Raw genomic sequence first — 19,015 nt, forward strand, 5'->3', positions numbered from 1 at the left:
CACAACTGCCGCGGACTCCAGTAATAGGCTGTCTACTTGACGGGGAAGCTTACGTTACTACCGTTACAAACTATCAACTCAAGCGAATTGATTCGGATTATTTTAGCAATGGGTAATGCGGACTGGCTAACACGCGCTTGCACCTGACGCCGCTCCGCTGCGCTTCGCGGCGCAGGTGAAGCGCAGGCTGTTGGGCGCGCATTCCTGGCACGGCATATGGCATGATCGAGATTCATAGAGTTACTCCAGATCGCTGGCCGGACTTGGAACAGCTCTTCGAAAGCCGCGGGAGGCTGCGGGGCTGCTGGTGCATGATCTTCCGCGCCGGCCTTGATGGCGAGGTCCCCAGGGCTGATGGTCGGGAGCGCAAGCACGCCATGCGCGAGTTGGTCCGTACTGGCATACCCGTGGGACTCCTCGGATATTCTGACGGGGTACCGGTTGCTTAGTGTTCGCTGGGACCTCGCGAGACCTTTCGCGGCTTGGCGGCCGTCGGAGAGCAATCCGATCTGGTGTGGTCAGTGACGTGCTTCTATGTCCAGCGCGAGTTCCGGCGCAGTGGTGTCATGCGGGCGCTGCTGAAGGCGGCGATTGCTGAAGCCCGCAAGGCGGGAGCGATGGCACTGGAGGCGTACCCGGTCGTCCCGGACTCCCCCGGCTACCGATTTGGCGGTTTCGTGCCGTTCTTCGGGCGGGAGGGATTTCAAGAGGCGGGAATGCTTGGCTCCCGTCGGCATGTAATGCGGTTGAATCTCGGCGCTGAAAAGTCGCGTGCACGCCAGACGCGCGCCTAACAATCGGTTGCAGCGGACGGTCCGCTGCGCGGCCCGCCGCTGAACCGGAGCGTTAGCCTGACGATTCCGGTCCAGAGGCAAGAGGTGATGTGATGAAACGTGGAGGCGTATGGATCGGGCTTGCCCTATCCCTTCTTGGGTGCGCGAGTCAAGCTGGAGTACCACCCGTCGCGACCCCAACGGGTGGCCAGGGGCCTGCATGGCAGGAGCAGATGGAGCAAGCGCGGCGGATGGCGGCAGCCGGCCGCAATTATGTCTTGGTGGTCCGGCCCGTTCGGGAAGAAGCGAGCACGACCGGCGGCGTTTGGGTCTTCTACAACAATCCCCGCCCGTTCTGCTACACGTACATGATTCCAGGGAACTGGGTTGCGGCACGGGAGCCAAATGCCTACCGCTCGAAAGATGGTCGGGCGTTCGCCGGCCTGCTTTTCTGGCTCCCCCAGCTTCTTAAAGACGTCGAGGGTGCGACCCTGCTCGAGCAAGCCCGGACCTTGATCACTCGGGAATACGAGAAGGCTTTGGGACAGCGTCTGCCGAACGTTGAGCTCCTGCCGTTCGAATCCGCCCGACCCGGAACGTGGAAATGGGTCGCCGGGCCGCTCACGCAAGGAGACCGTCTGATCGAGCTCCCAACGAAAATCATCGTTGATCTGAGTCCAGATGCGGTCATGCAAATCACCGTCCAAGGTACTCCGGACGATGATGGCTTGGCCCGGCCAATTGTCGAATCGCTGAAAACAACGTCGGACCCCGAGTGCTACTGGCAGCTCCTGGAAAACATGCTGAAGATTGCAACCGGGAATCGCTGAAGCCCGGGTGTTCATACGGGAACGAGAAATGAGCCCGGGCTAACAACTGGGTGGAGGCAACGCGGCAGAGCCTCGCGCCTCACCCAGATCGTTAAGCGATAGGTTCGGTGAAGGGCGTCAGTAGAGCTTCAATTATTTGCGGCGGCGTCGACATGCGTGCCGGCGTGGCTTCGGTTTTGGCGTTTGCGCTCTTCTTGGCCGCGTGTGTGCCGATGAGTGTCTCGTACTATCGGCCCGGCGCAGCCTATGGGAAAGTCGTCAAGGCTTGGTGCCCGCCTGTCCACTCAGTCATTTTGTTCGACGTGCATGACGTGATAGTTGGATTTGAGGTCTCGGCAATTCAGCAGAATCGCGTTCTCGCGATAATGACATTTGAAATTCCAGAAAAACATTCGGTACAGTTGATCGACCGCTTTGTTGCGATACACAGTTCGACTCAGGCTAGCTCGCAGGGTGAACTGACAGGATGGGTATGGACATCGGCTGGGCGGACTGGAGAGATCTCATTGAACACGCCCATGTACGGGAAGACTGAGGAAAGATTATTCGATCAGATCACGCGCTACGGAAAAACGAAACACGCATACTACTTTCTCCAGGCGGAAGTAGCCACGACTCCGTTGGAGAAGCTTTTCGTGAAGCCGCCCAGATTTCTAGTGAACGGAATGCAGATTGAACTTCCCGTTATCACGTTCTCGAGAATCAGCGAGTCGTATATTGGCTCGCTAAATTGCTAGAGCTAAGAGGGTGAGGGGACGCTTGTGGAACCGCTCATCAAGACAAATCGCCTAACCACGGCGTGCAGCCGACACCCGCAGGCGGGCGCGGCTGACGCCGGGCCGTTAGGCCTCGGCGGAATACGTTAGCAAAGAACAGGACAATTCCGTGACCAGAATTCGTCTCACGCACATTGGCGGGCTGATATTGTTGTAGGAGTTCGGTAATTATCGGTTTTTGACTGACCCCACATTCAGCCCACCTGGAGACTATCAATCGGGCACAATTGTTCTGACCAAACTCACTGCGCCAGCTGTGGCCCCGGAAGTCGTTGGCAGGGTTGATGCGGTGCTGCTCACGTACGATCACCATGCCGACAACCTGGATCCGGCGGGGCGCGAGTATCTACTCAACGGCGGTATCGTCTTGATAACAAATACGGGTGCGAAGCGCCTCGGTGCCCCGCTCGCGGGGTTGGCACCGTGGGAGGAACACATTGTCGATGGTGTGCGCGTGACCGCGATGCCTGCACGACATAGTCCTGCCGGCTCCGAGCACATTGTGGGAGATGTCATCGGTTTTTTTGCTCGCCGAGGACGCCAACGATCTCGTTTATGTCACTGGCGACACGGTGTTCTTCGACGGCGTGCGGGACGTTGCGTACCGTCGTAAGCCAAAACTCGTTGTTGCGTTTGCCGGCGCCGCACGCACGCGGGGCCGTTCGATCTCACGCTTAACACCAATGGCGTTTTCGAACTCGCGCATGTGTTTCCACAGGCCAAAATTGCTGTTATTCATACCGAGGGCTGGAAGCATTTCACCGAATCATTCGATGATGTCAAACGTGCGTTCGAGATGCTTAACCGTGACGATAGGCTTGTGCCACTCACTCCTGGTGCACCACGCGAACTCGTACTATAGGCCTAACACTCATTCAAGGCGACGCCGCTTCGCGGCGCGGCTTAATTCAATCATTGGACACCATGAGCATCGCTATCGTTTCGCCCGCAGAGTGCTACTTCGAAGGCATGCGCCAAGTTCTCGATATCGTTGCCCGAGAGAAGAGATACCTTGCGTTTCTCCAAGCACCGCCAGTCGAAGAAACCTATGCCTTCTACCGCAACATCTTGGCCAAAGACCTCTGCCAAGTTATTGCCGTTCAGGATAACGCAGTTGTCGGCTGGTGCGACATTCTTTCCATGCATGGCGAGGCCCGAACGCATGTTGGTACTTTGGGGATGGGAGTTCTCCCGGCGCTTCGTCACTGTGGCATTGGCAAGATGTTGATGGAAGCCGCCGTTGCCAAGGCATGGGAAAAGGGGCTTCACCGTATCGAACTCACCGTGCGAACCGATATAACAGAAGCGCAAAGCTCTTCTACGAAAAATTCGGCTTCACCGTGGAAGGCATTGACCGGAAGGCGTTCCTTGTTGACGGTGAGTTCTTCGACGTGTACTCAATGGCGCTTCTTCGCTAACATAGTGCCCAAACCCCTCCGTCAACCGAACGCCCTGCCAGCTACGCTGGCAGGCTCCCTCTGGTCTGCGGCCTCCGGTCGCAAGTTACGTCGAACGTAAGCCGTCTACAACATGAGCACATTTTACCAACAGACTATGCACGCCGCGGTAACAAGTCATAGGTTTGTTCAAACGAGCGCATTCATATTGCTGGCGATTCTTTCTGCGTGCGGACAAAGCGACGATCTTCAAAAGAATGTAGAAGGAAGGCAGTTAAGTCCAGCGCAGGCAGCCTGCATCGAAGGCGTCAAAAGAAAGCAGATCAGTCTAGACGCGGAGTTTTCCGCGCAGCACATTGAAGCATTGCGCACCCAGCGCTCTTCAATTGGTATCATACTCGCGCAACGCCGAGCGCACGAGCAGATGTGTATGGAGTACGCGAAATGCTTTGGGCTTAACGAGCCATTCTTGAGCACGATGTTTGAGGCTTGCTTAAAGGGCGCGGAGCGCCCGCTCTAGATGTCCGCCATGCTGGCTAACCCCGCGATCGAGCGGACCGCCGCAAGCGTACCGCTTGCGGTGCCTTCGTCGCTTCGCTCCTCGGCAGTGGCTCGTCGCGAACGTTAGACATCCTGCACACCATGATGGAATGGCTAAAAGCATTCTCCGCTTATTATGCAAATGGCGTTATGGCAATCACCGCTGTAGGTGCCTTAGTGCTTGCCATCATCACGCTCTGGTATCTGAAGCGAGAATACTCATCAAAGTACCGCCCATATGTTTTTCCCGTCGTCCATGCAGAACCCATGCCGCGAAAACTCGGATGCGTCGTAAGCATCATTCCTCGAAATATCGGGCCACATCCATGCAAAGCCCAGTTGTCGCAGATACGGTTGCATATCTGAGATGAGACGTATGAAACACCCGATACTAAGGAATGGTTGTTGTTGGCCCCACAAGGTATCGGAGTTCAGATGCCCGCTGGCCATGTGAATGATGTCGGCGTATCAAAAATACGAGAGGGTAGGTTTCGAAAAAATCGTATCGAGGTCACTTTTATCCTCAGCACGACTTCTGTCGAGAGTAAGTTTCCAGAGAAAAGATCATTCGCGTATGAAATTGACGTTTTGGGCGAGAAACCACAAGTACTTTTCCGTCCGGAGTGGAGTCGAGATGTCTGACCCTCGCTTCGAGATGGACGCTTCGCCAGCAAGCTTCCCTTGCAGTCTGCGCGCCTCTCAAACTAAACGTTCGGCGTCAAGTTGATAGAGAGGAGAAATGCCGGAACAGGCTCGACTTACGATTCACGGTCACGGCGGAATCGTAGTCGATTTCGTTGCGGCATACTTGGCTGACTTGAAGCACGCGTACGATTCTGTCGTCGTCTTCGAATTGGTTATCGAGGGTTTGCGCCGGACCGTTCGCGGCTTCCCCTTTCCAGTCTATCCGTTCCCCTAAACCCCTGGGTGGCTCTTAGCTCCAAGGCGAGTGGCGCGACATATCCGTGATTGGCCTCCCACACCCGAAGAAATCTCTTCGCTTGTTCCACGTTCTGATCAGCTCGTGCTCGTGGCTGTCCAGTTAAGCTCGCCCGGGTCCTGGTATTTTCTCGGTAAACTGAATTCCTTGGAAGTAATTCGACAATACCTCAATGACCGCCACACTAGACGACAAGATCGTGAGTATCGAGAATCCGCAGAGAAAGGGAGACTTGTTCTTGAGAATCTGAAGCTTGAGAACGAGGTAATCTCCGAGCGTATTCGGATCGCGAAGGAACTTAGGGCAACCGATCAAGGCCTTGCACCGCTATTGAACGAGCTTGTTTACAAACCGCTCGCGGGTCTTGATCGTCATTAAGACAGATATGTGATCGAGAATGCCGAGCTTAGGCGATTGACAAACCGAGGAGAGTCGTCACCTTGACACCGAACCATCTGTTGGAGCAGACCGTCTAACAGCGACGCTTCGCTTGCTGTTGTCCTACTGCTCAACACGGTCGTTAGGTGGCAAGCATGGCCGAGCCCAAGCAACGGAAAATTCTGACCCCGGACGAGGCAGGAAAGATCGACTATGACCCGAGGTGGGGCAACATAGTCTACGTTTCTGGCAAGGATCCTGAGGCTGACCGCCCATGGGAAGCCATGGGCGCACGGCAAAAGGCCGCAGACGAGAGCGCCGAAATCGTCACAGAGCGATACAGGGCTACCCAGCTTGGAGTAGTACAGCAGTTTGATCAGTATGTAGCTGAAAAGCGTTTCGTCAGTTCATCTCCACCCTGAACTTCCTGGGGTTAAAGCAGAAGTGTAAAGTCGAGAAGCAACTCGCCTCTGCAGGCGGCGTTGCGGTCGGTTCCGTTGTCGCGCTATTCTTGCTCTGTTGAGCCGCCGAGAAACGGGAACCAACATGGACTTTCAATCGGCTATTCGCAAAGCTCGTTCGCTCTCGGACTACGAATTGCACCAGCTAGTGAACTCCAAAGTTCCATGGACTGAGGAGCATATCGCCGCGAAACTCGAACTTGACCGGCGCGACCGCAATCGCAGATTCTGGCGGCAAGACCTTGTGGCCTGGCTCGCACTTGTTCTGTCAGTCGTTTCCCTAATCGTCAGCGGATTGAACAAACTTGCCACCTAACACCGCAGCCCACGCGGACGCGCGCGATGGGTCCAACCTCAAGGGGCCACGTAGGTGATCCGGTGGCTGCGGAAGATGCGCTCTACCGTGCCATCCCGGCGCAGCGTGCCCATGGCCGCCTCCAGCGCCGCGGCGAGCTCGGTGGCTTGCCCTCGGACCGCGAGCCCCAACACCCAGCCGGTGAGGAGAAGGCTCCCGCTTCGCGCCTGGAACGGAGCGACCTCAATGGGTGCCTGGATGCCCTCGAGCGCCCCTTCGATCTCGGAGCGGGGTGCGAGCACCGCCGCCACCTCCCCCGCCGCGAGGGCCCGCACCGCCTCGGCCACCGTCTGATAACGCATCACATTTTCCCGCAAGCGGCCGCGCCACACGGTGCTCAGAAAGTCGTCCGGCAGGCTCGCTCGTTCGACGGCGATCTTTTCGCGAGTAAAGACCTCGAGCTGCGCCAAGTTCTCGACCCGCGGAATGCGGCGCGGATCCCGGGCGAGAGCGATCTGCTCCCGGTGATAAGGCGCGAGAATCTTGACCTGGGGATTGTTGCGCGCGAGGTATGGGTCGACGGGCACGTGCAGCATCACGTCTGCAGGGCGTCCGCCCAGGTAATGGCCCTTCCAGACCATGTTGCGCAAGTCATCCTTCATATCCTCGTCGGCATTGAACCAGACGAGCTCGGCCTTCACCCCCAGCCTCGCCGCCAGCGCCCGCGCCAGATCCACGTCGATGCCATGCCCCGCCTGGGAGAAGGGCGGGAAATCGTTGTACACCGCCACCCGCAGACTCCCCCTTTGTTTGAGCGCGGCCAGGGATTCGGCCTGTAGCGCCGGTGGGAAGATTGCGCCGACGAGAAGCCACGCCCCCAGAACCCAGGCTGCTCTATTCCTCATGGACCGTCTCCAGCCACGCCCGGATAGCCCAAAGCGCTTCCTGGCTCAGGATGCCCTCGAAGGGCGGCATGTACACGCGCCCGTCCCGGGACGAGCCCTTGCGCACACGCATGAGGTAGAGTTCGTCTCCCTCGTCCCCCTTGGGGAGGTAGCGGAGGTCCGGGGCGATGCCACCCGAGACCGCCTCCAGCCCGTGGCAGCGGGCACAGTTCTGGTTGTACGCGGAAGCCCCAAGGGCGATGGCCTGGGGATGACCCCGGTACGGGTTGATGGTGCGCCATTCCGAACCGAGGGAGGGCAGCCCCGCAACGTCCACCGGCTGGGGCGTCACGTCCCCATGAGGCCAGGCAGTGACCGGTCCCCACCCCAGCACCAGCGCCAGGGCCCAAGCATACCTCTCTCCGGCCTTTCGTTCCTTTCCCATCGCGCTTTCCCCGATCGATGTGCCGACGCAGATCATTCCCAAGCCAGCCTTGGAGCAGCATCCATGCCAACGCGTTGCGACGCGACACTGCCCGCCAACAAAGATGGGCATAATCTTTCGTCCTGCGCTGAATGGCCTACTTTTTGTTACAGTAAGGATGAACGCCGGAAAGACTGTTCCATTTTGGTACACAGGGACCACAAGCGCGTCCCGAGCGGCTCCGGCGGCACGGGAGAGGAGGAGGCATGAAACCGCCCATCCACGAACCGATGCGCGCCATCCAGGTGGCGCGTGAACTTTTCTTCCACAAGGCCCAGGCACCCGACGGGTTTCTGCGCGAGCCCATCATCCGGTCATGGCAACGCTGCCGTCAGGTAGGACTTAGCGCAGGGCAGCGCTCGCAAGAGGTGGAGCGGCTCGAGCAGCGCCTCCTGGCTGAGCGGCGGGAACAGCACCTTGCCTTGATTTCCCACGCCGAGCCGGTGATGGAAACCCTGTACGAGCAGATTCGCAACACGGGGAGCATGGTCCTGCTGGCCGACCCCCAGGGCTTCATCCTCCACGCGCTGGGCGATGCCGATTTCGTCGAAAAAGCCCAGCGGGTCGCCCTGGCGCCAGGAGCCTCCTGGGCAGAGGAATCCAAGGGCACTAACGCCATCGGTACGGCCGTGGCGGAGCAATCGCCGGTGGCGGTGCATGGCCCCGAGCATTACCTAGAGCGCAACGCGTTCCTCACCTGTTCGGCCGCACCCATCTTCGATCCAAGCGGCCGTATCACCGGTGTGCTGGACATCTCGGGGGACTACCGAAGCCGTCACGAGCACACCCTCGCCCTGGTGAGGATGTCGGCCCAGATCATCGAGAACCGGCTGATCAACACCCGTTTCGACAAGGAAATCATCGCTTACTTCCATCCCCGCCCCGAGTTTTTGGGAACCCTGTGCGAGGGCATCGCAGTCTTTTCCTGTACGGGCGAGCTGCTCGCGGCCAACAAGAGCGCCCTTTATCAACTTTGCCTGCCGCGGGAGGCCTTGCACGTCCACTCTTGGGAATCCCTTTTCGATGCTCCGCTGCAATCCCTGATCCTGCAGGCGTGCTCGGACCCCTCGCCCACTGTTCCCATTTACCTGAGGAACGGGTTGCGGGTTTTCCTGCGCCTGAGGGTGGGCGGCGGCAGGCGATCTGCAGCTGCCGTTTTCGTGCCGGAGGGCCGCACCTCTCCTCGGGTGGAGCGGTCCCGCGCGCAGCAGGACCGCCCGTTGAGCCTCGATGCCCTGGATCTGGGCGATCCGAAGATGCGCCGCCTGGTGGAGCGGGCAAAGTTGATCGTGGACCGGGACATCCCGGTGCTCATCCAAGGGGAATCCGGCACAGGCAAGGAGCTCTTCGCCCGAGCGCTCTGGGGCAGCGGCCCTCGCCGGCACCAGCCTTTTATCGCGGTCAATTGCGCGGCAATTCCCGAAACCTTGATCGAGTCCGAGCTGTTTGGCTATGAAGAAGGCGCCTTCACCGGGGCGCGGCGCAAAGGTCACGTAGGAAAGATCCAGCAGGCCGACGGCGGAACCCTGTTCCTGGACGAGATCGGAGACATGCCCTTGCCGCTCCAAGCCCGGCTGTTACGGGTCCTCCAGGAGCGCAGCGTCACGCCCCTGGGCAGCAGCAAGTGCTGCCCGGTAGATTTCTTCCTGATCTGCGCCACCCATCGCAACCTGCACGAAGAAGTGGCGAAGGGCAAATTCCGCCAGGATCTCTATTACCGGATCCGGGGTGTGCGCTTCCGGCTCCCGCCCTTGCGAGAGCGAGCCGATTTCGACAGACTAGTCCACGCCCTCCTCACCCGGGAACACCCGGCCGGTGCCTCGGCCCAAGTTTCCGAAGAGGTGATGGCGGCCTTGCGCCGGCACACCTGGCCCGGCAATCTGCGGGAGCTCCACAGCGTGCTGCGGGCCGCGGTGGCCATGGCGGGGGCTTCGCGGCTCATCGCCATGGAGCATCTGCCCGAAGAGTTCCTCGAGGAGATGGCCGCCGACGTTGCCTCTCGAGAGGTGGGACCCGCGTTGGGGCGTGCTACGGCCGAAACACTGGAAGACCTGGAAGTGAGCGTCATACAGCGGGTGCTGGCAGAGAGCGGCGGCAACGTTTCCGCCGCCGCCCGGCGGCTGGGTATCAGCCGCAACACCATCTACCGTAAGATGGCGGCTCTGCGTGCCAGGAACGGCTCCTGAGCCTGCTTGCAGCAGACCGCTCGGGCGGCACGTTTGTCAATGCTCGATGCGTCGGACCAAGCGAGCTGCATGTCCAACGATTCCCTGATTGCCCCCCTTCCCCTCTCTCGTCAACAGAGTGGGGAAAGCGGCTCACTCACGCTTTAGCTTGAAGACCCACAGCATGCCGCCCTGTTCCAGGTAGGCGACCCGCTTGGCCACTTCTCCGCCCCACAAGGGTACCGCGCCTCCCCAGCCCGAGACGACGGCGAGGTATTGCTCGCCGTCCATCTCCCAGGTGACAGGCGGCGCGACCACCCCAGAGCCGGTTTGGAAAGCCCAAAGCTCTTTCCCGGTCTTGGCGTCGAATGCCTTCAGATAGCCCTCGGGCGTCCCCGCGAATACCAGCCCGCCTCCGGTCACCAGCACGCCTCCCCAGAGGGGGGCGGGGTTGCGGTATTCCCAGACGATTTCGCCGCTCGCCGGATCGATCGCCCGCAGCGCGCCGATATAGTCCTCGTAGAGGGGCTTGATGGTGAAGCCGGCGCCGAGGTAGGCCGCGCCCTTCTTGTAGGCGACGGGCTCGTTCCAGATGTCCATGCACCATTCGTTAGCCGGCACGTAAAACAGGCCGGTATCCGGGCTGTAGGCCATGGGCTGCTGGTTCTTGCCGCCCAGGAACGAAGGGCAGCTGTAGACCACCTGTCCCTTCTTGCCGTCGGCGCTCTGGGCCGGGTTGCCGGGGCGATTTTCGGGGACGTAGAGCGGCCGCCCGCTGCTTTCATCGATCCCCTTGGCCCAAGTGATCTTGCTCACGAAGGGGAAGGCCTTGATGAGCTTTCCTGTGACCCGGTCGTTCACGTAGAAGAAGCCGTTGCGGTCGGCTTTAGCGCCGGCTTTTATCCGCTTGCCATCCTTCTTGAAGTCGAAGGGCACGAACTCGTTTACCCCGTCGAAATCCCAACCGTCATGGGGTGTGCTCTGGTAATGCCAAGCGATTTTGCCGGTGTCCGCGTCGATGGCGACGGTGGCTGCCGAATACAGGTTATCTCCTGGGCGTGCCCAGCTGTTCCAGGGCGCGGGGTTGCCGGTGCCCGCGTAAATGAGGTTGGTCTGGGGGTCGTAGGTGAAGTTGTTCCAGGTGGCAGCGCCGCAGGTCTTCCACAGATCCCCGGGCCAAGTGGCGTTCACCGTGCCGGTCAGTCCGTTCTCCTTGCCGTTGAGATAACCCATGTGGCCCTCGCACACGGGTCGGGTCCAGATCAGTCGGCCGGTCTTGGCATCGCGAGCGTCCACCCGTCCGGCGACACCGAACTCGCCGCCCGAGACGCCCGTCACCACCATGCCCTTTACGATCAAGGGCGCCGCCGTGTAGGAATAACCCGCTTGATAATCCGCCAACTTCTCCTTCCACACCACCTTGCCCGTGTCCCGGTCCAAAGCCAGGAGCTGGGCGTCCAGGGTGCCGAAGATGACCAGGTGGTCGTACAGGGCGGCGCCCCGGTTCACCACGTCGCAGCAGGGCATGATGCCGTCGGGAAGCCGGTGTTCGTACTTCCATAGCTTCTTACCAGTGCGCGCGTCCAGGGCGAAAAGACGGGAGTAGGAGGCGGTGACAAAAATCTTTCCGTCATGGATGAGGGGCGTCGCCTCCTGGCCTCGCTGCTTCTCGCTCCCAAAGGAAAACGCCCAGACGGGCACTAGGTTCTTCACTGTCCCCGTGTTGACCTGAGCGAGCGGGCTGTAGCGCTGGGCCCAGGGCCCCAAGCCGGCGGACACGACGTCTCCCGGCGTTTGGGCATCGTTCAGAATGTCTGCGTCGGTGACGCCTTTGGCCTGGGCTGCCGCCACCATGCTTATGAAAGCCGCACCCCCCAAGCCCGCGACGACGATGTTCTTCCAGTCCTTCGCCATGTTTGCCTCTCCTTTCCTGTCACTGCCCTGAGACGGGCCCTCGTTCCGGGCCTCTCGTCATCGGGTGCTGGCAATTCGCGTGCCATCCGTCCCCTCTGGGAGCATGCTTGGGGAATGGCTTTGTTTCCCACCAGGTCGCCCGCTCGAGGCAGCCCTGCTCCAGAACGAAACAGTTGTTGCAAGCCGGGACGCAAAGTGATGGGCGGCCGGAAGTGCCGATTCGGCGCGCTTGTGCCTCACACGGATGGAACACTTCCCGCAAGGGGGACAAGTACGCCCTCGATAGAAGAGGTGCCTAATGACGCTCGATCGAAAGCAAGGATGAATCTGTTCGACCTGCAAAGCCCGGGGGGAAGCGCAATCCCTTTCAGGCCCGCTATGGCAACCCCATTAACGGCCGATGGAGGGCGCTGCAGGACGTAGAACAGAATGGAGCAGTGGGCAAGCGCTTACCGCTGGGATCAATGAACGGCTCCGGACTGGAGGCAGACAAACCCCTGGCTCTGGCTTCGTACTCCCGCATCGCCAACATCGCCTTCACCGCAGAGACCATCACTGAGTGCACGATCACGCAGCACGCTTCCTGGAACCTCATTCCGGTCGCCCCGGCGCAGGGATAAGAATCACAACATCCTCTTCGCCGACGCAGTGGAGCGCGACGACCATTTTCTGGAAAATGCCTGAAAGGTTTTGCCTGTTCGCCTTCGATCAGGGGGCACAATGAGCACCTGCCCGTCCCGGGCGCTGAGGCGGATCGCCGCCTTCAAGCAGGATACCCCCCCTGGAGAAGGACACCATGATCGGTGCTCGAGTCTCCAGCGAGCAGGTAGAGAAAATCCTATCCCCCATTGACCCGGGGAAGGAGGAGGCCGGAGCTTCCGGCAGGCGGCAACTGCAACCACCCCCTGAAAGGCGACTTTGCGGGCTAGGCACTGGCGTGTGGGCCCAGGATACCGCGAAAGCCTATCGCATGGGGCGCCGCTTGCAGGCGGAAAGACTGTGGCCCAATCCTATTCCGATACCGAGCGCATATTCATTTGATCACCGGCGTGGTGCCGAGCAACGGCGGCATGTTTCCCTGGAGAGGCCCGGAGGCTGCGCTCCGTCGCCTGTTCCGGCTCTACAGCGAAGAAGAATGGGCGGCCCTCACCCGCGGTTCATGATCCGATCTTGCGTCCCCTTCAACGGCCCGGGGGCAAAGGAGCGAGGCCGAATTGAAGCTCCGCCAGGCGCGCGTAGAGGGGGCTTGAGCGCAGGAGCTCCTCGTGGCGACCGATGCCCACGAGCCGACCCTGGTCCAGCACTGCGATGCGGTCGACGCTGCGCACCGTGGAGAGTCGGTGGGCGATGATGAGGGTGGTGCGGCCTTGCATCAGGCGGTCGAGGGCTTTCTGTACCATGCGCTCGCTCTCTGAGTCCAGGGCGCTGGTGGCCTCGTCCAACAGCAGGATGGGCCGATCGGCGAGAATCGCGCGGGCGATGGCGATACGCTGACGCTCGCCACCGGAAAGGCGCACCCCCCGTTCCCCGAGCGGAGTCTCATACCCCTGGGGCAGGCGTTCGATGAACTCCGCAGCGAAGGCCGCCTCGCAGGCCGCCCGCACCTCCGCGTCGGTGGCTTCCGGCCGGCCGTAGCGCACGTTGTCCAGGACGCTCGCGGCGAAAATCGCCGGCTCCTGGGGCACCGTGGCGAAACGCCGGCGTACCTCCGCCGGATCGGCCGCCCGCAAGTCCACCCCGTCGACACGGATCGAACCGGCCGCGGGATCGTAGAAGCGCAGCAACAGCAGGAACACGGTGGTCTTGCCCGCGCCGGACGGGCCCACCAGCGCTAGGCGGCCGCCTGGTTCCACCCGCAGGGTGAAGTCATACAGAGCAGGATGTTCCGGCTTCGCCGGATAGAAGAAGGTGACCCGCTCCATCTCCACCCGCCCTACTGGCGGCTCAGGCAGGGGCACCGGCCGTGCCGGCCGCTGGATCTCCGGCTCCGTGTGCAAGATTTCCATGAGTCGCTCCATGGCCCCGGCACCCCGCTGCAGGTCGCCGATCACCTCGCTGATGGCCCCAGCGGAGCCCGCCACCACGGCGGCATAGAAGACGAAGGCCGAGAGCTCCCCCGCGGTGAGCCGTCCCGCCAGCACGTCGTGACCCCCGATCCACAAAATGACGCCGATCGCTCCCATCACCAGGACAATGACAGCCGAGATGAGGAGCGCTCGAGCTCGGATGCGACGCTGGGCAGCGGCGAAAGCCGCCTCCAGCCGCTCCTCGAAGCGGCGCCGGTCCTCGGCCTCGTGGCCGTAGGCTTGCACGGTGCGAATTTCGTGCAACGACTCGTCGATGTGGGCGCCTAGGTCCGCCACCCGGTCCTGGCTTGCCCGGGAAAGCCGCCGCACCTTGCGGCCGAAGAGCACGATGGGCCCCACCACGACGGGCACGCCCAGGAGCACCAGGGCGGTCAACTTCCAGCTGGTGGCAGCCAGCATGACCAGGGCGCCAAGGCCCATAAGGGTGTTGCGCAGAGCCATGGACACGCTGGTGCCGATCACCGTCTCCAGCATGGCCGTGTCGGCAGTCAAGCGCGAGATCATTTCCCCCGTGCGCGTGGACTCGTAGAAGCCCGGGGAAAGGGTCAGGAGATGGGAATAGACCTTGCGTCGCAGGTCGGCGATCACCCGCTCGCCGATCCACGAGACAAGATAAAAGCGCACGTAGGTGGCGACCGCCATGACCACCACCACGACCAAGAGCAGCGCCAGGGCGTGGTTAAGGGCGCTCGGATCATCGCCAACGAAGCCCCGGTCGATGACCTGCTTGAGCCCCTGCCCCACCACTAGGAAGGCGCTCGCCGCCACCACCAGGGCCACCGTGGCGCCCGCGGCGCGCCCTTTGTAAGGCGCGATGAAGCGTAAAAGCTCCTTCAGGATGGCGAGGCGGGCCAGGTTTGCCTGGGCACGCTCCTCGCCCCGGGAGGTCTGCCCCGGCCCTCCACGCCTGAGGGAAACATCGTGTGCGCCCTCAGTCATCCGCGGGCTCCCGCCGAGGCTTTTTCGGGCTCGTCGCCGAAATCGAGCTCCACCTTGGCGCCGTTGGGGTCGAGAAAGAACATCTGCCACACGCCGGTGCCCGGCTGCCGGCGCAGGTCGAAAGGGATGCCGTGGCGTTGCAGCTTCGCCTTCCATTCTTCCTTGTTCGTCGCCGAAAAAGCCATGTGATCGATGACCCCCGAGCGCTGCGCGGGCAAGTCACGACCGGCGATCACGTGGAGCACGGGGCGGCCGCGGCAATAGAACCAGGCGCCTGGAAAACCGAAGGGGGGCCGCTCGCCTTCGCGGAGGCCCAGGACTTCGGCATAGAAACGCCGGGTAGTCTCCAGATCCTCGGTGAGCACGGTGAAATGATCGAGTCCTTGGATCGTCATCTATTTCAATACTCTCCCTTCTCTACCTGCCAGCAAATCAACCGCTCGCGCCGACGCGGAGCACTTCCTGTAGCCGCGTTAGGGCTTCGGGCTCTGCCGCGCCCTTGCGTTCCGCGAGGACGACGGCCACACCCGCCAGGCGGCGGTAAAGCTCGGCCACCTCCCCTCTCCAAGCGGACAGGGCCTGCAACTGCCGTTCCACGGTGGCCGCATCGCCCCGGGCGACGGGTCCGGTCAAGGCCTCCACCGGACCCAGCCGGAAGAGGTTCTCCACCGTCTCTCGGGTCAGGGGCTCGGCCACCTTGAGGGCCTGCTCCCGGGGAAGGCCCGCTTTCTCGTAGCAGGAGAGGGCCACCTCCATCAACGCGGTGAGGTAGTTGCAGGCGAACACGCTCGCCGCGTGATAGATGACCTTGTGGGTCGTTTCCACATGGAACACCCGTGCGCCGATCGCTTCGAACGCCGGGCGCAGCACCGAGAGGGCCGCCGCGTCCCCTTCCATGGCGCAATAGGTGCCGGCGAAGGTGGCCACCGCCGCCTTGGGATCGGGCACGGTCTTGACCGGATGGACGCTCGCCACCGCCGCGCCCTGTTCCCGCAGGAAGGCGCACTCGGACGAAGGCAGCGCTCCGCTGGGGTGAAACACGATATCGCCTGGCCGCAGCTTCCTCGCCTGGAATAGTCGGCGGCAGGCCGCTACGATCACTCCGTCAGTAGTGGCCACAAGCCACAGGTCGGCGGGGCTCATGGCCTCCACCGAAGGCGCAGCCCGGCCCGTGCCGATGAAGTTGACCGCCCCCTCCGCACTCTCCTCGGTGCGGTTCACCACCTCCTGCACGCGAAAGACGTGGGCCTCGGTCCACAGGCGGGCCAGAGTCCGGCCCACCTTGCCGCAACCGACGATGTTGAGGGTTTTCATGCTTGGATCGGCCGCTCACTACCCCCGGCGGCGAAAGCGCGCAAAGCGTTATGATACTCGAGTCGGACCCCGACGCCGACAAGCGCCTCGCCCGCGACACGCAAGAGCCGTCCTGAGAGGGGGAATCCATTCACCCGAGGCTACGGCGACCTCCCAGCGCAGCGGCGAGGCGCTTGAGCCCCAGCCACTGCTGGCGCCAAAACCCGTCGCCATAGTCCCGGCCCTGAAGCTGGTCCCCCACGCCCGTGGCGGGATAGACCGGGGCGAAGCACGCCGTGCCGAAGAGCAGATCCCATGCCGGGAACAAGGCGGCGAAATTGCAACCGCGGGCGGGACCCTCGTGGCCGAGCCCTACGGCATGGTGGATGCGGTGGTAGCGTGGGCTCACCAACAGCCGATCGCCCACCGGCCCGAAAGAGAGCCGCACGTTGGCGTGGGACAGGCTCTCCACCAGGGCAATGGCGACTAGGAGCCAGGGGAAGGCATCGGGCGGCACGCCGACAGCGAGGGCCACCGTGGTGAACCAGGCATAGCGCAAGGCATCGTCCAGCAGGTGGTTGCGGTCGTCGGTCCAAAAGGTCATCTGCCGCTGGCTGTGGTGCAGGGCATGCAGCGCCCACCAGAACTCCACCCGGTGCTGCAGCCGGTGCATCCAGTAAGCGGAGAAATCCAGAACCAGGAGATGCACGAAGAAGCCCGCAAGGGGATGGGCCGCCAGGAACGGGACCAGGGCCTCCAATTCCAGAGGCGTGAATCCCTGAAGTCGCAACCACGCCTCTAGCGTCTGGAACACGGGCGAGAGCACGAGAAACAGGAACAAGGGCACCAGTCCAAGCCGCTGAAGCAGGGTGTAGATTACGTCCAGCCGGGCTTCCCGCCGGTCCGCCCATTGTTCCACCGGCCGCCACCGCTCCAGCGGAGCGAACAAGGCGAAGGCGATGGCGACTTGGGCCGCGCCGAGGAGCACGCTCTCCAACGCGTCGAAGGCCCCCTCCGCGTATTCGACAAGGCCGAAAGCATACAGGAGTGGTAGCACGAACTCCTGGAACAGGAAGCCTTGCAGAGCGGTGAACAGCGCTTCCACGACAGAACTTAATTAAGCGTCTCAAAGCAGAAGCCGCGGGCCTTCAGCCCTGCGAGCAGGGGATCGAGCATGGGGGCGAAGGGCTCGCGCCGGGACCGGATGCCGAGGTGCATCATGAGGATGTCGCCCGCCCGCACCTCGACCAGGGCCTTGTTGAGCAGCACCTGGTTAGGATAGCGCTCGGAAGGTAATTCGTCCCCAAGGAAGCCTGCCGGGCTCCAGCCCACGTGCCGGAAACCACAGGCTTGCGCGTATTCCAGGGTCCTCGGCGTGGTGCGGCCGCCCGGCGCCCGCCACAAGGGGGCAAGCCCGCGCCCCGTCATGGCTTTAAAGGCTTCGTCCACCCGAGCAATCTCCCGGCATACGCCGTCCTGGTCGAGGGCTTCCCTCCGGGACCCGTCCCCGCTCACGTAGGCGACGCGCCCTGCGTCCACGTCCCGACGGAAATACCAGTGGCGCCAAGTGTGGCTGCCGAAAGCGTGGCCTTCGGCCGCGCGGGCCTTCCAGTAGTCAGCCCACGACGCCTCCAGCGCATGATCGCCGCGAAAAGTCTTTTCGTTGGCGAGGAAAAACGTGGCGCGCACGCCGTGCTTGTCGAGAGTCTGGGCGATCAGCGCCGCGTGGCGCATGTCGCCCGTATCCAGGGTGAGGTAAAGAGGCTTGGTGCACTGGGCCTGCGCCGCGCCCGCTAGTACAAGACCCAGGATGGACAGCGAAAGCCGCGTCATCTTCCGCTCTGCCCGCCGTCATTCGCCGGGAGCATCGTAGGCAAGCAAGATGCCGTGGGGCGAGCGGCCCACAGGAATCTGCTTGATGAGGCGCCGAGTTCCCATGTCGATCACCGACACCTTGCCTGACCAGCGGGAAGTGACCCACAGCTGCTTTCCGTCCCGGGTGAGCTCCATGCAGTCCGGTCCTCCGGGCACGGGAATTTGCTCCACCACCGCGAGCCGCTCCACGTCCACCACCGACACGGTGTCGGAGATGCGGTTGGACACGAGCACCCGTTTTCCCCCAGGAAGGGGAAGGAAGTTGTGGGCCCCTCTCCCCGTTGGGATACGGGCCACCGTCGCAGGCGTGCGCCAGTCGATCACTTCCAGGTAGTCCGCGCCGGTCATGCCCACTAACAGGTAGCGTTCGTCCGGCGTCATCCACACCCCGGCGGGGGCTTCTCCCACCGGATGTTTCCACTTAACCGTCTGGTGAGCAAGATCAATGGCGGCGAGCCGGTTCTCCCCCTGTAGGGTGACAAACACGAGGGACGAGTCCCGCGTGTAGGCCAGGTGGCTCGGCATCTTGCCCAGCTCCAAGCGCTTGACCAGCTTGAGGGTGGCGGCCTCGTACAGGTCCACCTGATCAAGGCGCAGGGAGTTGACCACCAGCCAGCGCCGGTCCGGACTATAGGCCAAGTGGTAAGGATCGCTCACTTGCGGGATGCGGGCCCGGATCTCCCGGCGCCGGGCATCCAGCAGCACCAGCTCATTGCCCGCGGCGTTGGCGATCAGGAGGTCATGACCCGCCAGCGCCCGGATCAAGTGGTGCGGCTCCTTGCCCACGTAGAGGCGGGCGGATTCGCTCAGCGTACCTAGGTCGATCAGGCTCACGGTCCCATCCCGGGAGTTGAGCACCACGGCCGTGTCGGCGAAGGAAGTCCCGCCTCCCAAGGCCCCTACGAGCCCCAACCCGACAAGCCCGGCTCTCAGGCAGTACCCAGCGATTGCCTTCAAGGAAAACCCCCAGGAAATCGTTATCCC

Annotated in this window: 17 protein-coding genes; 8 read left to right on the forward strand and 9 right to left on the reverse strand. The window is 62.1% G+C overall.

Annotation, left to right across the window (positions count from 1 at the left end; genetic code table 11):
* The first annotated feature begins 482 nt into the window (after positions 1-482).
* The 6 genes from V7Q81_RS04645 (at position 483) to V7Q81_RS04670 (ending at position 6,056) form a co-directional block, all read left to right on the forward strand.
* The gene (locus V7Q81_RS04645; RefSeq protein ID WP_333840758.1) at positions 483-794 is read left to right on the forward strand and encodes a GNAT family N-acetyltransferase; all 312 of its coding nucleotides are present in this window, start codon (positions 483-485) and stop codon (positions 792-794) included.
* Between the two features lie 212 nt (positions 795-1,006).
* Positions 1,007-1,603, forward strand: coding sequence for a hypothetical protein (locus V7Q81_RS04650; protein WP_333840759.1), 597 nt, complete (start codon positions 1,007-1,009; stop codon positions 1,601-1,603).
* A 107-nt stretch (positions 1,604-1,710) separates the two neighbouring features.
* Positions 1,711-2,340: a hypothetical protein gene (locus V7Q81_RS04655; RefSeq protein WP_333840760.1), complete on the forward strand. Its 630-nt coding sequence runs from the start codon at positions 1,711-1,713 to the stop codon at positions 2,338-2,340.
* Positions 2,341-3,303: 963 nt separating this feature from the next.
* Entirely contained in the window at positions 3,304-3,897 is a 594-nt protein-coding gene (locus V7Q81_RS04660; protein ID WP_333840761.1) for a GNAT family N-acetyltransferase, read from the forward strand.
* A gap of 12 nt (positions 3,898-3,909) precedes the next feature.
* Complete coding sequence (locus V7Q81_RS04665) at positions 3,910-4,296, forward strand: hypothetical protein (protein ID WP_333840762.1); 387 nt, start codon at positions 3,910-3,912, stop codon at positions 4,294-4,296.
* Positions 4,297-5,789: 1,493 nt separating this feature from the next.
* Positions 5,790-6,056 (forward strand): hypothetical protein, encoded by a 267-nt coding sequence (locus V7Q81_RS04670; protein WP_333840763.1) that lies wholly within the window; start codon positions 5,790-5,792, stop codon positions 6,054-6,056.
* A gap of 393 nt (positions 6,057-6,449) precedes the next feature.
* Here V7Q81_RS04670 and V7Q81_RS04675 read toward each other — a convergent pair whose 3' ends face one another.
* Together V7Q81_RS04675 and pedF are read right to left on the reverse strand one after the other, a co-directional pair.
* Positions 6,450-7,295 carry a substrate-binding periplasmic protein gene (locus V7Q81_RS04675; RefSeq protein ID WP_333840764.1) on the reverse strand — a complete coding sequence of 282 codons (846 nt, stop codon included), beginning with the start codon at positions 7,293-7,295 and terminating at the stop codon, positions 6,450-6,452.
* Positions 7,285-7,719, reverse strand: coding sequence for a cytochrome c-550 PedF (gene pedF / locus V7Q81_RS04680; protein WP_333840765.1), 435 nt, complete (start codon positions 7,717-7,719; stop codon positions 7,285-7,287). Before pedF ends, V7Q81_RS04675 begins: the two co-directional genes overlap by 11 nt.
* A 245-nt stretch (positions 7,720-7,964) precedes the next feature.
* On the opposite strand from pedF, the gene V7Q81_RS04685 reads away from it, so the two are divergent.
* A complete protein-coding gene (locus tag V7Q81_RS04685; RefSeq protein WP_333840766.1) occupies positions 7,965-9,944 on the forward strand; it encodes a sigma-54-dependent Fis family transcriptional regulator in 1,980 nt (659 codons plus the stop codon).
* A 132-nt stretch (positions 9,945-10,076) separates the two neighbouring features.
* On the opposite strand, the gene V7Q81_RS04690 is transcribed toward V7Q81_RS04685, so the two are convergent.
* A complete protein-coding gene (locus tag V7Q81_RS04690) occupies positions 10,077-11,777 on the reverse strand; it encodes a PQQ-dependent methanol/ethanol family dehydrogenase (protein ID WP_442954761.1) in 1,701 nt (566 codons plus the stop codon).
* 524 nt (positions 11,778-12,301) lie between these two features.
* Between V7Q81_RS04690 and V7Q81_RS04695 the strand changes: the two genes are divergently transcribed.
* The gene (locus tag V7Q81_RS04695; protein ID WP_333840768.1) at positions 12,302-12,457 is read left to right on the forward strand and encodes a hypothetical protein; all 156 of its coding nucleotides are present in this window, start codon (positions 12,302-12,304) and stop codon (positions 12,455-12,457) included.
* A 561-nt stretch (positions 12,458-13,018) separates the two neighbouring features.
* On the opposite strand, the gene V7Q81_RS04700 is transcribed toward V7Q81_RS04695, so the two are convergent.
* The 6 genes from V7Q81_RS04700 to V7Q81_RS04725 all read right to left on the reverse strand — a co-directional run bounded on the left by V7Q81_RS04700 (position 13,019) and on the right by V7Q81_RS04725 (position 18,988).
* Complete coding sequence (locus V7Q81_RS04700) at positions 13,019-14,863, reverse strand: ABC transporter transmembrane domain-containing protein (RefSeq protein WP_333840769.1); 1,845 nt, start codon at positions 14,861-14,863, stop codon at positions 13,019-13,021.
* A complete protein-coding gene (locus tag V7Q81_RS04705; protein WP_333840770.1) occupies positions 14,860-15,258 on the reverse strand; it encodes a VOC family protein in 399 nt (132 codons plus the stop codon). Before V7Q81_RS04705 ends, V7Q81_RS04700 begins: the two co-directional genes overlap by 4 nt.
* Before the next feature lie 37 nt (positions 15,259-15,295).
* On the reverse strand, positions 15,296-16,177 hold the full coding sequence (locus tag V7Q81_RS04710) for a Rossmann-like and DUF2520 domain-containing protein (RefSeq protein WP_333840771.1): 882 nt from the start codon (positions 16,175-16,177) through the stop codon (positions 15,296-15,298).
* A 130-nt stretch (positions 16,178-16,307) separates the two neighbouring features.
* The gene (locus V7Q81_RS04715; RefSeq protein ID WP_333840772.1) at positions 16,308-17,261 is read right to left on the reverse strand and encodes a sterol desaturase family protein; all 954 of its coding nucleotides are present in this window, start codon (positions 17,259-17,261) and stop codon (positions 16,308-16,310) included.
* A gap of 8 nt (positions 17,262-17,269) precedes the next feature.
* Positions 17,270-17,989, reverse strand: a complete 720-nt coding sequence (locus V7Q81_RS04720; RefSeq protein ID WP_333840773.1) for a polysaccharide deacetylase family protein — start codon at positions 17,987-17,989, stop codon at positions 17,270-17,272.
* 18 nt (positions 17,990-18,007) lie between these two features.
* On the reverse strand, positions 18,008-18,988 hold the full coding sequence (locus V7Q81_RS04725) for a YVTN family beta-propeller repeat protein (protein ID WP_333840774.1): 981 nt from the start codon (positions 18,986-18,988) through the stop codon (positions 18,008-18,010).
* Positions 18,989-19,015: the final 27 nt, after the last annotated feature.

This window comes from Pelomicrobium sp., assembly GCF_036803785.1.
In the GTDB taxonomy this organism is placed as follows: Bacteria; Pseudomonadota; Gammaproteobacteria; order Burkholderiales; family UBA6910; genus Pelomicrobium.